General features: G+C 63.1%; 19 protein-coding genes and 1 pseudogene. 16 read left to right on the top strand and 4 right to left on the bottom strand.

Annotation, left to right across the window (positions count from 1 at the left end; genetic code table 11):
- Nucleotides 1–1,125 (bottom strand): annotated as a pseudogene (locus FJ956_RS30970) (autotransporter outer membrane beta-barrel domain-containing protein); the annotation flags it as partial.
- Nucleotides 1,126–1,550: 425 nt separating this feature from the next.
- Here FJ956_RS30970 and FJ956_RS04040 point away from each other — a divergent pair.
- From FJ956_RS04040 to FJ956_RS04080, 9 genes are all read left to right on the top strand, one after another.
- Nucleotides 1,551–1,847 (top strand): hypothetical protein, encoded by a 297-nt coding sequence (locus FJ956_RS04040; protein ID WP_246671998.1) that lies wholly within the window; start codon nt 1,551–1,553, stop codon nt 1,845–1,847.
- A 145-nt stretch (nt 1,848–1,992) separates the two neighbouring features.
- Nucleotides 1,993–2,460 carry an NUDIX hydrolase gene (locus tag FJ956_RS04045; protein WP_140674229.1) on the top strand — a complete coding sequence of 156 codons (468 nt, stop codon included), beginning with the start codon at nt 1,993–1,995 and terminating at the stop codon, nt 2,458–2,460.
- Between the two features lie 158 nt (nt 2,461–2,618).
- On the top strand, nt 2,619–2,942 hold the full coding sequence (locus FJ956_RS04050) for a metalloregulator ArsR/SmtB family transcription factor (RefSeq protein ID WP_040990288.1): 324 nt from the start codon (nt 2,619–2,621) through the stop codon (nt 2,940–2,942).
- Nucleotides 2,939–3,343 (top strand): SRPBCC domain-containing protein, encoded by a 405-nt coding sequence (locus FJ956_RS04055; RefSeq protein WP_140674204.1) that lies wholly within the window; start codon nt 2,939–2,941, stop codon nt 3,341–3,343. The genes FJ956_RS04050 and FJ956_RS04055 overlap by 4 nt, the downstream gene beginning before the upstream one ends.
- 79 nt (nt 3,344–3,422) lie before the next feature.
- Nucleotides 3,423–3,815 carry a VOC family protein gene (locus tag FJ956_RS04060; protein WP_140674202.1) on the top strand — a complete coding sequence of 131 codons (393 nt, stop codon included), beginning with the start codon at nt 3,423–3,425 and terminating at the stop codon, nt 3,813–3,815.
- Nucleotides 3,816–3,854: 39 nt separating this feature from the next.
- A complete protein-coding gene (locus tag FJ956_RS04065; protein WP_140674200.1) occupies nt 3,855–4,088 on the top strand; it encodes a hypothetical protein in 234 nt (77 codons plus the stop codon).
- Complete coding sequence (locus tag FJ956_RS04070) at nt 4,088–4,537, top strand: DUF1801 domain-containing protein (RefSeq protein WP_140674198.1); 450 nt, start codon at nt 4,088–4,090, stop codon at nt 4,535–4,537. The genes FJ956_RS04065 and FJ956_RS04070 overlap by 1 nt, the downstream gene beginning before the upstream one ends.
- A gap of 78 nt (nt 4,538–4,615) precedes the next feature.
- A complete protein-coding gene (locus FJ956_RS04075; RefSeq protein ID WP_140674196.1) occupies nt 4,616–5,014 on the top strand; it encodes a DUF1801 domain-containing protein in 399 nt (132 codons plus the stop codon).
- Nucleotides 5,015–5,319: 305 nt separating this feature from the next.
- Nucleotides 5,320–7,806: an EAL domain-containing protein gene (locus tag FJ956_RS04080; protein ID WP_140674194.1), complete on the top strand. Its 2,487-nt coding sequence runs from the start codon at nt 5,320–5,322 to the stop codon at nt 7,804–7,806.
- Between the two features lie 342 nt (nt 7,807–8,148).
- Here FJ956_RS04080 and FJ956_RS04085 read toward each other — a convergent pair whose 3' ends face one another.
- Complete coding sequence (locus tag FJ956_RS04085) at nt 8,149–8,724, bottom strand: GNAT family N-acetyltransferase (RefSeq protein WP_140674192.1); 576 nt, start codon at nt 8,722–8,724, stop codon at nt 8,149–8,151.
- Nucleotides 8,725–8,911: 187 nt separating this feature from the next.
- Between FJ956_RS04085 and FJ956_RS04090 the strand changes: the two genes are divergently transcribed.
- The gene (locus FJ956_RS04090) at nt 8,912–9,367 is read left to right on the top strand and encodes a DUF2214 family protein (RefSeq protein WP_140674190.1); all 456 of its coding nucleotides are present in this window, start codon (nt 8,912–8,914) and stop codon (nt 9,365–9,367) included.
- 22 nt (nt 9,368–9,389) lie between these two features.
- On the opposite strand, the gene nth is transcribed toward FJ956_RS04090, so the two are convergent.
- Nucleotides 9,390–10,199: an endonuclease III gene (gene nth / locus FJ956_RS04095; protein ID WP_140674188.1), complete on the bottom strand. Its 810-nt coding sequence runs from the start codon at nt 10,197–10,199 to the stop codon at nt 9,390–9,392.
- 23 nt (nt 10,200–10,222) lie between these two features.
- On the opposite strand from nth, the gene FJ956_RS04100 reads away from it, so the two are divergent.
- Nucleotides 10,223–10,717 (top strand): DUF2244 domain-containing protein, encoded by a 495-nt coding sequence (locus tag FJ956_RS04100; RefSeq protein ID WP_140674186.1) that lies wholly within the window; start codon nt 10,223–10,225, stop codon nt 10,715–10,717.
- A 12-nt stretch (nt 10,718–10,729) separates the two neighbouring features.
- Here the strand turns inward: FJ956_RS04100 and FJ956_RS04105 are convergent, their stop codons facing one another.
- A complete protein-coding gene (locus FJ956_RS04105; RefSeq protein ID WP_140674183.1) occupies nt 10,730–11,545 on the bottom strand; it encodes a class I SAM-dependent methyltransferase in 816 nt (271 codons plus the stop codon).
- Between the two features lie 115 nt (nt 11,546–11,660).
- Between FJ956_RS04105 and FJ956_RS04110 the strand changes: the two genes are divergently transcribed.
- From FJ956_RS04110 to FJ956_RS04130, 5 genes are all read left to right on the top strand, one after another.
- Nucleotides 11,661–12,566, top strand: coding sequence for a methylated-DNA--[protein]-cysteine S-methyltransferase (locus tag FJ956_RS04110; protein ID WP_181170116.1), 906 nt, complete (start codon nt 11,661–11,663; stop codon nt 12,564–12,566).
- Between the two features lie 238 nt (nt 12,567–12,804).
- A complete protein-coding gene (locus tag FJ956_RS04115) occupies nt 12,805–13,278 on the top strand; it encodes a hypothetical protein (protein ID WP_140674181.1) in 474 nt (157 codons plus the stop codon).
- 23 nt (nt 13,279–13,301) lie between these two features.
- Nucleotides 13,302–13,694, top strand: coding sequence for a hypothetical protein (locus FJ956_RS04120; protein ID WP_246671997.1), 393 nt, complete (start codon nt 13,302–13,304; stop codon nt 13,692–13,694).
- Nucleotides 13,661–14,215 carry a hypothetical protein gene (locus FJ956_RS04125; protein ID WP_140674178.1) on the top strand — a complete coding sequence of 185 codons (555 nt, stop codon included), beginning with the start codon at nt 13,661–13,663 and terminating at the stop codon, nt 14,213–14,215. Before FJ956_RS04120 ends, FJ956_RS04125 begins: the two co-directional genes overlap by 34 nt.
- Nucleotides 14,190–14,672: a hypothetical protein gene (locus FJ956_RS04130; RefSeq protein ID WP_140674176.1), complete on the top strand. Its 483-nt coding sequence runs from the start codon at nt 14,190–14,192 to the stop codon at nt 14,670–14,672. Before FJ956_RS04125 ends, FJ956_RS04130 begins: the two co-directional genes overlap by 26 nt.
- The last annotated feature ends 27 nt before the right edge of the window (nt 14,673–14,699 follow it).

The raw sequence follows: 14,699 nt of genomic DNA on the forward strand, positions 1-14,699 counted from the left end.
GATCGAAACGATGCCGGCCGCGCCGCCGCCGTCACCACCGCCGCCACCCACCGATTCGACCAGCATGCCGATCGCCGCGATACCGTTGGTGGTGATGTTGCCGGTGTTTGTTCCCGTGGCCTTGCCGCCATCATTGCCGCCGGCGCCCGAGCCGCCGCCGCCGAACAATCCGAACGCCCCGCCGCCGTCGCCGCCACCGCCGCCCACCGACTGCACGACCATGCCGCTGGCATAGTCGCCCATCGTTGTGATGTTGCCGGAATTTTTTCCGTCCGCCGTGCCGCCGACGGTCGGCACGCCGCCATTGCCGCCGCCGCCGGCGATCAGGCCGCCGCCACCGGCGCCATCGCCGCCAACGCCGCCGGCGGAACGCACGAGAATGCCCTTCGAGAACGCCCCTTGCGTGAGGATCGTGCCTGCATTGTCGACCGAGGCGGGACCACCGTAACCGCCCGCTCCGCCGTCGCCGCCATCGCCGCTGCCGATAGCCCCAGCGAAGCCGCCGTCACCACCATTGCCGCCGTCCGAGATGGCGCTGATACCATTGGAGAGGTCGCCGGTCGTGGTTATGTCGCTGCTGGAAGTGGTGGTGACAGTGGCTGTGCCGCCATTGCCGCCGCGACCGCCGACGCCCCCATCCGACAGGCCCAGAGAGGCAGCGAATCCCCCATCGCCGCCGTTGCCGCCGTTTGCGTTGGCGATGATGCCATCGGCGGATCCGCCTGACGTCTGCAGCACCGACGTGTTGGTGATGTCGACGACACCGCCGGAGCCGCCATTTCCGCCGTCGCCGCCCTCGAGTTCGACAAAGGGCGGGATTGCGGTGGCGTGGATGACGGTGCCGCCGTCGCCGCCGTTGCCGCCCTTGGCGCTGCCGACAAACGCAGCCGTTCCCACCGTGGAGATGGGACTATTGTTGGTAAAGGTGGAATTTCCACCGGGGTCGCCGTTCTCACCGTCCGAATCGCCGAAAGCGTTGGCGCCGCCGTCGCCAGCCGCCCCATCATTGTTGATCACCACCTGCGCATGGGCGGAACCACAATAAACGGTGAGCCCGGCCAGAGCCGTCGCGCCGAGCAGCAAAGCAAGACGACCAGCGAAAATTGCGGTGCGCCTGGCACTCAAGTCGCCGGCTTCGGTAGGCGCCCCGATTGGCCGACCGAACGCAGCCCGATGATCTGCAATGCGCAATGCGCATTGCGCGCGCCGATTCCAAAACAGCGACATGTCCCCACCCCGTCGTGATCGCGCTTACCACCCTTAAGTCAGCGCCACGTCCCTTGCGGCTTGCAGGCCGCGTCACGCCCGTCCAAGTCGATGCACCGTCCGGTTGCTGAGCGGTGCCTTTTTTAGGATATCCTAACTTTTCGGTTGTGGAACCCTAAAACTTACGTAAGGGACACTGACCAAATCGCAGGGCGTTTACCAGTCGTCATATGACGGCAATCGCGCAGCCTCCGTGAGCCGCATCACATTTGGCGGTTAGCCATGGCGTTGCGGGCCGCCCGCACTATATGAAACGCATGGTTTTTCGTATGGGACCCGTGCGGATGCTTCGTCACACTCAGGCTGTTCTGGCCGGCGCCGTGCTGATGGCCGCGGTTTCTCAGGTTGCGCCGTCTTATGCGCAGATCGTCATCCCGACGAATCGCAACGCGTTGGTACAGCAGAATGAGCTGCAGCAGTTGCAGAACCGGCTGCAGCGGCAGCAATACCAGCAGCAGCAGCAATTGTATCGCGAGCTTGACCGGCAGAGCGCGCCCAAGCCCCGGCCCGATGTGCCGGTGTACGGCAACACCTGTCGGATGGAAGCGGTCGGCAACACGATTTCGCGGGTTTGCCGCTGACATTTTGTTTTTTTCAGTTTATTAGCCGACTTACTTGCTGGCAAAATGCCGGATTGCAAGGGCGGCGGTTTTAGGGTTTGCAGAGGGAAGGTTTTTGCCGCGCGGAGAGCGTGTGGCAGGGATGCTGCTCTCAGCGGAATTTGGGATGGCAACAACCAAGAAGAAAGCAGTTCGCAGAGCCAAGAAGGGCCAACGGATCCGCCAGGTGGCGGCCATTCCGTATCGGGTGCGGGAAGACGGCAGCCTCGAAGTGTTGCTGGTCACCTCACGCACCACGCGGCGCTTCATCGTACCCAAGGGTTGGCCGATGAAGGGCAAGAGCGGGCGCAAGGCCGCAATGATCGAAGCCCAGGAAGAAGCCGGCGTTCTCGGCAAGACGCTGAAGCAGCCTGCCGGCACCTATTCCTATTGGAAACGCATGGCCAACGGCTTCATTCGCGTGGACGTTGCGGTCTATCTGCTCGAGGTCACCGAGGAGCTTGTTGACTGGCAGGAAGCCGCGAACAGGCAGCGCGCATGGCTGCCGGCGGCCGACGCCGCCCTGCTCATCGACGAGCCGGAGCTTTCGGCGCTGTTGAGGGATTTGACTGTTCCGCCAACAGACCCGGCATAAGCAACCAGCTATTCAATGTCGTCCGGGAACGGCCTTGCCGGCGTGCCGGTATAGGCCCACCAGCAGCGGCTCCGGCCTGGTACCCTCATTCGCTGCTTGACTCATGCATATCCCAATGGTTATACGTCAATCAATAGCCAACGAGTTATTGATTAAAAATGACGACCGCGCACGATATGCTGTTCAGGACGCTTGCCGATCCGACGCGACGCGCCATCTTCGAACGTCTCTGCCGCCAGGGCGAGCAGACGGTCGGTGCCCTGACCGCGCAGGCCGGCGTATCGCAGCCGGCTGTGTCGAAGCATCTGGGCGTCCTCAAGGAGGCGGGACTGGTGCGCGACCGCCATGAAGGGCGCCAGACCCATTACAGCGCCCAGCTCAAGGCGCTGGCGCCGTTGATGGACTGGACGCGCGACATGGCGGGGTTTTGGGAAAGCCGGTTCGACGATCTGGAAGACCTGCTCAAAAGGATGGATCAATGAATGAGGCAGCAACGCGCTCAGTCGTCGTCGAGCGCGAGATACCTTTTCCGCCGGAAAAGATCTGGCGCGCGCTCACCCAACCGCATCTCATCGAGGAGTGGCTGATGAAGAACAGCTTCAAGCCGGTCGTGGACCATCGCTTCAATATGAGCGCCGAATGGGGAGGCGTCGACTGCCAGGTGCGGACGGTCGAGCCCAACCGGACCCTGTCCTACAGCTGGGACACCAAGGATCTCGAGAGCGTCGTCACCTGGACGCTCACCCCGACGGGCACGGGCACGCATCTGCGCATGGAGCAGGTCGGCTTCCGCACCGATCAGGAGCCGTACTACCGCGGCGCCACGGTGGGCTGGAAGCGCAACTTCACGGCCCTGGAACAGCTGCTTTCGCGGATCGATTGAAGCCCGCCGAAGCTTCAAAAGACAGACATGGGTCCCGGCGGGACGGCAAACCGCGGGCGTAAGCAATGGAGACACGAAAATGAAGATCAAGCTGACCAGCATCTATGTCGACGACCAGGAAAAGGCTCTTGGCTTCTATACTGAAATTCTGGGCTTCACGAAGAAGGCCGACTTCACCAATGGGCCGTTTCGCTGGCTGACCGTCACCTCGCCTGACGATCCGGACGGCACCGAGCTGCAGCTGGCCCTCAACGACAATCCGGCGGCAAAGACTTATCAGCAGGCCATCTTCAAGCAGGGCCAGCCGGCGCTGATGCTGTTCACCGACGACATCAAGAGCGACCATGAGCGCATCAAGGCCAACGGCGGCAGCTTCGCCATGGCGCCGACCGCGGTGACCGGCGCCACCATCGCGGAGCTCAACGACACCTGCGGCAACCTCATTCAGCTTTCGCAGCTGGCGCGCTGGTAGGCAGCTCGATCCGTATCGTCATTTGCAAGGGAGGTTTGATTGAACTGGAGCAAATGGATCAGGCAGCTTCACCGCTGGCTGTCGATCATCTTCACCGTCACCGTCATTGCCAATTTCGCCGCCATGGCCATGGGCCCGCCGCCCGCCTGGATCGTCTATTCGCCGTTGGTTCCGCTTTTCCTGCTGCTGTTCAGCGGCCTTTACATGTTCGTGCTGCCCTATGCCGCCAAGCGGCGCGATGAGCCGGTGCGCGAGCGCATGGGATCGGCCTGATGGCGAAGGTAAAATCGCAAAAGGTTGCCGCCGGTTCCCCGGACAAGAAGCCCGTCCTGCTTTCAGGCGGCAACCCGCAGATCGCCAAGGGCTATGGCGACGCGCCTGTCCAGGCCTATATCGCGGCGATGCCGGGCTGGAAGAGCGAGGTCGGGCGCCGGCTCGACCAGCTCATCGTTAAGGCCGTTCCCAACGTGCAGAAGGCCGTCAAATGGAACTCTCCCTTCTACGGAATGGAAGGCGAAGGCTGGTTTCTCGGTATCCATTGCTTCGCCAGATACATCAAGGTGGCGTTCTTCCGCGGCCTGTCGCTGGAACCGGTGCCGCCTGTCGAATCCAAGAGCAGGGACACACGCTATTTCCACATCCATGAGAGCGACCGGCTCGACGAGGAGCAGTTCGTCTCCTGGGTGAAGCAGGCAAGCCAGCTGCCCGGCGAACGGATGTAAGCGCACGAACGATCAAGCGCCGTTTCCCGGAAGCGACAACGGTGGCAATCTCTTATCCAGCCCGAAGGAGAACCGGATATGCAAGAAGGCAGCGCACAGGACGGCAAGTCTGCATCCGAGCTGATCGACGTAAGGATCAAGGAACTCGGCGACTGGCGAGGCGAGACGCTTGCACGGCTCCGCGCCTTGATCAGGCAAGCCGCGCCCGAAGCCGTCGAGACATGGAAATGGCGCGGCGTGCCGGTCTGGGAGGATGCCGGCATCATCTGCACCGGCGAGACCTACAAGGCTGTCGTCAAGCTGACCTTCGCCAGGGGCGCGGCGCTGCCCGATCCCAAGAAGCTCTTCAACTCCAGCCTCGAAGGCAACACCAGGCGCGCCATCGATTTCAAGGAAGGCGACACGGTCGACGCCGACGCCCTGAAGGCGCTCGTCCGCGAGGCCGTGGCCCTCAACAAATCCAAGACCAAGCGCTGAGACGCGGCTGCCACGCGGCGCTATCGGATTGATGTGGCCGGCTTTTTTCTTCCGCGTCCTCGCACTGTGGATCGATACTATGCACAAAATATCGGCATCACGCGGCGTAAGCGTCCTTTTGTTGCTGAGCAATAACTCATGAAACAAATACTGGACAAATTTATCGGCTGTTAAGCCAGGCGCGCTATCTGGATTGATGTCGCCAGTAACCGGACGACATGCAGGGAAGAACACCGTCTCAACCGGCGGATGAACCAGCCGGACGGACACCGAGGGAGCCAGCATATGAGCTCCATGGGAATGGGATGAAGCTCTCATTGGCCGATGCCGCCCCGCGTCTCATCGGGCTGGTCTGGCCTTTCGTCGCGGTCGTCCTGATCCAGGCGCTGGTTGCGACGCTTAGCCTCCACACGCTGTCAGCTGTCCGCGCCTATGTCGGCGGCGAAAGCCAATGGTCGAAGGGGCAGAAGCACGCCATCTATTTCCTCAGCCTTTATGCCGACACCGGCCGGGAAGAGTATTTCAGCGAATATCGTCAAGCCATCGCCGTGCCGCTGGCCGATCGCGCCGCGCGGCTGGCGCTCGAACAGGCCGAGCCCGATACGAATGCGGCCAGGCTTGGCTTTCTTGGCGGCAACAACCATCCCGACGATGTCGCCGGCCTGATCTGGCTGTTCCGGAATTTCCGCAGCGTCAGCTATCTCGACACCGCGATCCGCCACTGGACGGACGCCGACGAGATGATCCTCGCCATCGAAAGACTTGGCGACGACATGCATCGCAGGCTCGAAAAGGGGCCGGGATCGTCGGCCGAGATCGGCCTCTGGAAAGCGCAAATCCACCAGATCGACCACCGGATCGGGCCTCTGTCCAAAGCCTTTTCCGACAGTCTCGGCGAGGGATCGCGCTTCATCAAAATGGCGCTGACGGCGGCCAATCTCGCCACCGCCGCCCTGCTTATCCTGCTCGCCGTCTGGCGCACGCGCAAGCTGATGAAGCAGCGCCAGGCCTTCCAGAACGCCCTCAATGCCGAGCGCGAGCGTGCCCAGATCACATTGGCTTCGATCGGCCAGGCAGTCATCAGCACCGATGCCGAGGGGCGGCTGGACTATATGAATGCCGGAGCGGAAAGGCTGCTTGCCTGTTCGCTGGCCGCCGCCAAGGGCAGGCCGGTCGCCTCGTTGTTCCGGCTCGTCGACAAGGACAGCGGCGTCGAGGAGTCCGATCTGGTCCCGCGCCTGCTGGCGGGCGAGCCGCGCCGCTCCAATGTGCGCCCGCAGCTTCTGGAGCGTCCCGACGGTTCGGTCGTGCCGGTGGCGCTGAACGGCGCTCCGCTGATCGTCTCCGGCACGATCCTGGGGTGCGTCCTTGCCCTGCACGACATGACACGTGAGCAGGACTATATCGAGCGCCTGTCGTGGCAGGCATCGCATGACGCGCTGACCGGTCTCGTCAACCGCCGCGACTTCGAGAACCGTCTGGCAAGCGCGATCTCCGAGGCGCCGGAAAGGTCGCGCCGGCACGCGCTGATGTATCTCGATCTCGATCAGTTCAAGCTGGTCAACGATACCTGCGGCCATGCCGCCGGCGACCAGTTGCTGCGCCAGATCTCGGTGCTGCTCGCAAACGAGCTGCCGCCCGGCGATATCCTGGCGAGACTGGGCGGCGACGAGTTCGGCGTGCTGCTCTTCGATTGCGATACCGACTGTGCCGCGGCGACGGCCGAAAGGCTGCGCGCCACGGTCCAGGATCTGCATTTCTCCTGGGATGGACGTCCCTTCAACATCAGCGTCAGCATCGGCATGGTCGAAGTCGCCAATGCCGGCATGACGCTGGAAGAGGTGCTGCGCGCCGCCGACGTCGCCTGCTACATGGCCAAGGAAAAGGGCCGCAACCGCGTCCAGATCCACAGCGACGGCGACACCGCGCTTCGCGAGCGTTTCGGCGAGATGGCCTGGGTGCAGCGCCTGCATGCCGCGCTGGATGAGAACCGCTTCAGGTTGCATGCGCAGGAGATCGCGCCGCTGCGGGACGATATTGCCGAGCCAGGGGCACATATCGAAATCCTGCTCAGGCTGACCGACGAGGACGGCAGCTTCGTCACCCCGCAGAGCTTCATCCCGGCGGCGGAGCGTTACGGACTGATGCCGGCGATCGACCGCTGGGTGGTGCGAAACGCCTTCGCCACATTGGCGGCCAGACGCACCGACCCGCGCGCGACGCCGATATCCACCTGCGCGATCAATCTCTCCGGCGCCACGTTCGGCGACGAGACGTTTCTCGGCTTCATGCGCGAGCAGTTCGCCGCGCACGCCATTGCGCCCGAAACGATCTGCCTGGAGATCACCGAGACCAGCGCCATCGCCAATCTGACCGAGGCCATGCGCTTCATCGCCGACCTGCGAGGACTGGGCTGCCGCTTCGCGCTCGACGATTTCGGCTCCGGCATGTCGTCCTTCGCCTATCTGAAGCATTTGCCGGTCGATTACCTCAAGATCGACGGCAGCTTCGTCAAGGATATGCTCGACGACCGCATCGATCGCGCGATGGTCGAGATGATCCATCATATCGGCAAGGTGACGGGAAAACGCACCATCGCCGAATTCGTCGAAAGCGACGGCATCGTCGAAGCCTTGAAAGCGATCGGCGTCGACTACGCGCAGGGCTATGCGATCGCGCGACCCCAGCCGTTCGACGCCGCCACCGTTGTGCGCGGCAATCGCAGCGAGCGCGATGCAACGGCGGATAGCTGGGAGACTTTGGCGCAGACGCTGCGCCGCAAAGCCGGCTAATTATCCAGCCCTCTAAAGGGTTTGCGTGGCAGGCGGCGTGCCTTGGAGATTGGCCGAAACGCCCACGCGATCGTCATTCCAGGGCGGAGCAGGAGCGAAGCTCCGTCGCGAAGACCCTGGAATCCATGCCGTTACCTTCGCCAAGGCGTGCAACGGAGCAGAATTCCGCACCGTGGCGGCGCTTCCAAGTCACGGAATGGATTCTATGGTCTGCGCGCGTCGCTTCGCTCCTTGCTCCGCCATAGAATGACGAGGTTGGGCGGCTCTCGACCAATCCCCGGCGTTTGCGCTGATTTCGCGGACATGAATGGAAAATCTTGCACCAAGACAAATAGCGACCTTTCAAAATCCCTGTGTCGGGAACTGGGGGACAACCCCTCCAGCCGGCCTCTCCAACAGGATCGTCGGCTTTTCGTGATAGGTGGTGCGCAGGATTTCGCAATAGCCGTTCTTCTCGGCCACCTTGAGCGAAGCACCGTTTTCCGGATCGATGATGCAGACGGTTCTCGCCTGTCGCAACGCCTCGTCGCTCCAGGCGACGATCCGCCCGACGACTTCGCTCGCAAGCCCCTGGCCATGCGCCTCCGAGGCCAGTGCCCAGCCGGCCTCCGGCACGCCTTCGATCGACGGCTCGATCTCACGCTTCAGATCGTGGAACCCGGCCTCACCGATGAAGCGCTTCGTGTCCTTGTCCTCGATCGCCCAGAAACCGTAGCCGATCAGCGACCACAGGCCGGCATGGCGCAGGAAGCGCATCCAGCTCTCCTCGCGCGTGCGCGGCTTGCCGCCGATGAAACGGGTGACGGCGGGCTCGGCCCACATGGCGGCATAGGTCTCGAAATCGCCGAGCCTGTGCGGCCGCAAAACGGTGCGCGCCGTCTCGAGGATCGGCACGCCGGCTTCCGTTTTGATGCTCATGGCATTGCCCTCCATTGACGCGACAGCGCTTAGCAAACCAGCTCGCCGGATCAAGAGCCAGGCCAATGCGTTGGCTCTTCCAGCCATAATGGCCATGGCACGGCTGCATCGCTATGGGCTTTTCGCCTGGCGATGCTAGTTTGCGGGCGAAACCGACCCAAAAACGCAAGTCGACCGGAGACGCACCATGGACACCACGGACCTGTTGCTGGCGATCGCGCATCACCTTCTGGTGTTCTCGCTGGCCGGCATCATCGGCGCGGAGTTCGTGCTGGTGCGCGGCGATCTGGCGGCGGCGACGCTGAAGCGCCTTGCCGGCATCGACCGCCACTACGGCATCATCGCCGCGCTCATCGTCATCGTCGGCGTCTGCCGTGTGTTCTTCGGCCTGAAAGGCTGGGAATTCTATATCTACAATTGGGTGTTCTGGGCAAAGATGGTGGCCTTCGCCATCGTCGGTCTGCTGTCGATCGTGCCGACTATGCGCTTCATCTCCTGGAACAGGCAGGCGAGCGGCAATCCGTCTTTCGCGGTACCGGCGGCGGAACTGGCCTCGGTGAAGAACTATGTCCGCGCCGAGGGCTTCATCTTCCTGCTCATTCCGGTTTTTGCCGCGGCCATGGCGCGCGGCTACGGGTATTAGAACACGGCCTGGTCTTACCGAGTCAGACGGCCTCGACCGGAAACGTCTCGTCCAGCGGCGCGATCGGCACCAGCGGGGCCGGCACGTCGGTGGTCTTTTCCTTCGACTTGCAGATGTCGGCGATGACGCAGGCCGGGCAGTCGGGCTTGCGCGCCTTGCAGACATAGCGGCCGTGCAGGATCAACCAGTGATGCGCATGGCGCATATATTCGGCCGGGATGACCTTGAGCAGCCCTTCTTCGACTTGTTCCGGCGTCTTGCCCGGCGCCAGCCCGATCCGGTTGCCGATGCGCAAGATATGCGTATCGACCGCCATCGTGTGCTGGCCGAAGGCGACGTTGAGCACCACATTGGCGGTCTTGCGCCCAACGCCCGGCAGCTTCACCAGCTCGTCGCGATCCTGAGGCACCTGGCCCGCATGGTCGTCGATCAGCGCCTTCGACAACGCGATCACGTTCTTGGCCTTGTTGCGCCACAGACCGATGGTGCGGATATAATCGCCGACCTTGGCCTCGCCCAGCGCCAGCATCTTGGCCGGCGTGTCGGCCGCCGCGAACAGCGCCTTCGTCGCCTTGTTGACGCCGGCGTCCGTCGCTTGCGCGGACAGCACCACCGCGACCAGCAGGGTGAAGGCGTTGACATAGTCGAGCTCGCCTTTCGGCTCAGGCCGCTGCACGCAAAAGCGCCGGAAGATCTCGTGCACCTCGGCGGGGCTATAGAGCGACCGCGAGGCGGTCTTTCGCGGCCGCCGACCAGGCGCCCGGCTGCCACCGGCAGTGGAAGGTTGAGACTTTTTGACAGCTACGGATTTTTTCGACTTGGGAGGCGCCATATCCCTTCCTATAATATTCCCTCATGAGCGACACAAACGCCTCGTTCCAAGCCGACGAGCCATTTTTCCAGGCCTTGCTGACGCCGCACCGCTCGCTCGGCCGCACCGGCTTCCTGATTCTGATGGGCGCGCTTCTGTTCGGCTGGGCGATCACCGGCGCCTTCTTCCTGGCGCACGGCGCCTGGCCGGTGTTCGGCTTCTTCGGCCTCGACGTGATCGCCGTCTACATCGCTTTCCGCGCCAATTACCGGGCCGCGCGCGCCCGCGAGGAAATCTCGGTCTCGCGCACCAGTCTCGACATTCGCAAGACCGCCCCTTCAGGCCGCTCGGAAAACCATCGCTTCAACCCGTTCTGGACGCGGTTCTCGATTGCCCGCCACAGCGAGATCGGCATCACCAAGATGGCCGTCGAAGCGCAAGGCAAGAGCGTGGCGATCGGCGGCTTCCTCAATCCCGACGACCGCGAGAGTTTCGCCACCGCCTTTTCGCGCGCGCTAGCGACCGCCAAGGCGCGCTGACGCTCAAGCGTTTCAGAACCGGTAGCGCAACAGCCTGCCGACCTTGCGCATCGCTGGGATGAGCTTCCAGAGACCGACGAACAGACGCGCTGACCAGCCCAGGCGCGCCCCTTGCTCCGGCTTGTAGGATGGGACCTCGCCGATGAAGCGAAGTTTCGGGATGGCTCGCTCCAGTTCGCGCGGATCCTCAATGGCCCAATGAACTTCGGCGCCCGTTGCCTTCAAGGCAGGGCTGAGACGCATCAGCTTCAGTCCGAAACGGCTGTAGGCGTCGAACATCAACTCGCCGCCGGCCAGATGCGAGACAAGCCGCGCAAACAGCCGCAGCCCCTCGTCGGCGGCGAGGTATGGCGTCAATCCCTCGGCCACGATCATCGCCGGGCGATTGCGCGGCACCTCGGCCAGCCAGTCCGGTTCGGTCACAGAGGAAGCGATCAGACGATACTGGTCCCTGTGCGGATAGAGCCTGCGCCTGAGCTCGACGACGTCCGGATAGTCGACGTCGAACCAATCGACGCCTGGCAGTGGGTCGACGCGAAATATCCGTGTATCGAGCCCGCATCCCAGATGCAGCACGATCGCGTCCGGATATCTTGCGAGGAAATCCGCGACGCAGACGTCCAGCGCCTTCGCCCTGATTGCAAATCCCAGCCCGAGATTGCCGTCGACCTTGAGCCTTGCGAAATCATAGTCGATCTTGCGCACCGCCTCGTCGGCGAAGCGATCCTGAAGCAACGAATTGGGCAGCCGACTCTCCAGCGCCTTGCCGTAGAGCGTCATCAGCAAGGTTTCCCTTGCCCCCGTCATATCAACCTTTTCGCCGGCCATGATCGTCCTCTTCGGCCCGAAACCGACTCTATCTGGGTGTGGGTGGCAGGAAGGCAAGTTTCGGGTGGAGGCAAAGTTCTGGAAGACCGATATTCGGGACCAAGGAGATATTGCCATGAACGCTCAGATGACGATGAATACCCGCATGAAACCGACCGCGATCCTTGAGAACGACATCACGCCGGAAGGCAGCGACTACGAGGTCGTGCGCCGCGCCATCGAGAAGATCAGCCTCGACTATCGCGACCAGCCCTCGCTCGAGGTCCTGGCCGAGGAAGTCGGCGAGACGCCGACCGGCCTGCAGAAACTCTTCACCCGCTGGGCCGGCCTGTCGCCAAAGGCCTTCCTGCAGGCGGTGACGCTCGACCACGCGCGCAGGCTGCTCGATTCCGGCATGCCGCTCTTGGAGACCTCGTTCGAGCTCGGCATGTCCGGTCCCGGCCGGCTGCACGACCTCTTCGTCACCCATGAGGCGATGTCGCCCGGCGACTACAAGACCCGGGGGGCGGGTCTCACCATCCGCTACGGCTATCACATCTCGCCTTTCGGCATCGCGCTGATCATGGTCACCGACCGCGGCCTCGCCGGCCTCGCCTTCTGTGACGCCGGCGGCGAGCGGGCCGCCTTCGCCGACATGTCCGGCCGCTGGCCGAACGCGACCTACGTCGAGGACATGTCGGCCACCCAGGCTTACGCCGCGCGGGTCTTCGACCCGACAAAATGGCGCGCCGACCAGCCGCTGCGCGTGGTGATGATCGGCACCGATTTCCAGCTTCGCGTCTGGGAAGCGTTGCTGCGCATCCCGATGGGCCGGGCCTGCACCTATTCCTCGATCGCGGCAAGCATCGGCCATCCAAGCGCCAGCCGGGCCGTCGGCGCGGCCGTGGGCGCCAACCCGATGTCCTTCGTGGTGCCCTGTCACCGGGCGCTGGGCAAGTCCGGCGCGCTCACCGGCTATCACTGGGGCCTGACGCGCAAGCGCGCCATCCTCGGTTGGGAAGCGGGGCAAGCGACGTCCTGAAACAATCGATTTTTTCGCATCCCGTTGCGAAAAACCGCGCATCATAATATAAACTGGCACAAGCCAAATAAATACATTGTTTTATGCGTGAGATACAACCGGCGACAACCTCTGGTTATCGTCGGTTTTCTTTGAAGTTGCTTTCAGGCGTTATTTCACTTAACGCTAAATTAACCACGACAAAGAGAAGATAACCCCAACGTTGAGCCGCATTGTCCGGCTCGAAAGCGGGGTCTCAATGAAGTTCTTTCGCGCCGCCACGGCTGCGAGCGTGCTGGCCGCCTGCGCCGGCCAGGCAGCATCGGCCGCCACCACCGGAAACGTGCTGTTCAATGGTACGATCACCGCGACCTGCACGGTCACGATCAACTCCAACGGCACGATGACCGTCAGCAGCAATCTTCAGTCGCTGAGCTCGCATAATGCCGGCGGCTCAGCCGGCAGCGCTCAGGTCGATACCACGGGCGGCGTCTCGCTCAGCGTCGACCCGGTAACCACGACGACCGTGCCGGCCTCGGACGCGACGGCGACGACATGGACCCCCACCTTCGCCACTTCTGGCGCTCAGACGATTGCCGAAACCGGCACTGCGACGGCACTGACGGCGCCGGGCACGTCGACGGTCGCGATCAATCTTGCGGGCACCAAGAGCGGCACCAACCGCTTCTCCGCCGGCAACTATCAAGCAACCGTGACGCTGCGCTGCGAATAGCCCTCTCGCGAAAGGAGCGGTCCTTGAGAACGATTGCAATTCTGGCGGCGGGCCTGACTGCCGCGCTGTCTCCCATGGCCGCGACCGGCCAGTCGATGACGCCGATGCGCGGCGAGGTGCGATCCTTCACGGATGCCTTCGCCGTCCGCGTCTTCCCGGGCAATCCGTACAACCAGCGCATTCGTGTCGAAGTCCATGTCTACGACCAGGATTTCCAACCGGTCGACGCCAGGATCACGCCAAGCGCCTTCCTTCTGGCCGGCCAGGCGTCGCGCCCTGTCCTGGTGGTCGTCCCGTTCGACGGCGCGAACGAGCGTAAAGTGCGTATCTGTACCGAGAGTATCCCCTTTCCAAGCGAGCAGACCCAGATAAGGGCACAGATATGCGGAAAGTTCTTCGGGCATCGCAGGTTCTGACCTTGTCCCTGCTGTCCGTCCTGGCTGTCATAAGTCGGGGGCTTGCCGAGGATATCCTGAACCTGAATCAGAACCAGACGGGTTTCAGCCTGCCCGGCGTCAGCCTGCCTCAGGGCCAGGATGAGGTTCATGCCAGTGACGGCACGACCTGCCGCTCGGCCGTTTCCGGCAGCGGCGCCTATCTCGACCTTGGCGTCATCCGCGGCAACAACTCGGGCAACCAGACCAACAGCGACATCGCCACATATGGCCGCGTGGTGATCCCGATCGGGCGGACTCCGAAACGCGTCGATTGCAGCCGCCTCTACGAGTTGGAAGTCGAGCGGCTGCAGCTTGAATTGAAGCTTCTCAAAATGGGCCTCGGCTCCGACGGCCAGACGACAGGAAGTGTGGCCGCCCCCACGCCTCAGGGTCTCGAGCCCCAGGCCAGCGCAGCCCAGGTCAAATCAGCACGATGGGCCAACGAAGGCTGGAGCATCAGAGGCACGACCGGCAGTGAAAAGAAAAAGAAGCGGAAATAGCCGCGCGCTGTTCGCGCTGGCAGCGCTCGCCGGCCTCTATCTCCCGGCGCAGGCGGCGATCATCGGCACCTGCACGATCATGATCGGCGCCTCGGGAACGATGAAACCAAACCCCGCCATCAACATCTTTGGCTCCAAGCAGGCGGGCGGGTCGAGCGCCGGCGCCACCATCACCGCGAACTCGACGCTGTGTTCGATCCTGAACCTGCTAGACTGCTATACCGTCTCCGCGCCGGCGCCGATCGCCTTCACGTCGGCGCCGAGCGGTGGCGACACTAATGTCTCTTTCGCCTCCGTCTTCCGCCTCGACGGCTCGGGGCTCGATATCCCGGGCGGCTCGCCGCAAAAGCTGACCAACGGCACCCACACCATCCAGGTCGATCTGACCGCCACGAAGTCTCCAGGCATCTTTCCGGCCGGTAGTTACCAGGCCCAGGTCACCGTCCGTTGCGAATGATGCTGTGGGCCAAGCCGCGCGGACGGC

Origin of the sequence: Mesorhizobium sp. B2-4-3 (genome assembly GCF_006442815.1) — a bacterium.
Classification (GTDB): domain Bacteria; phylum Pseudomonadota; class Alphaproteobacteria; order Rhizobiales; family Rhizobiaceae; genus Mesorhizobium.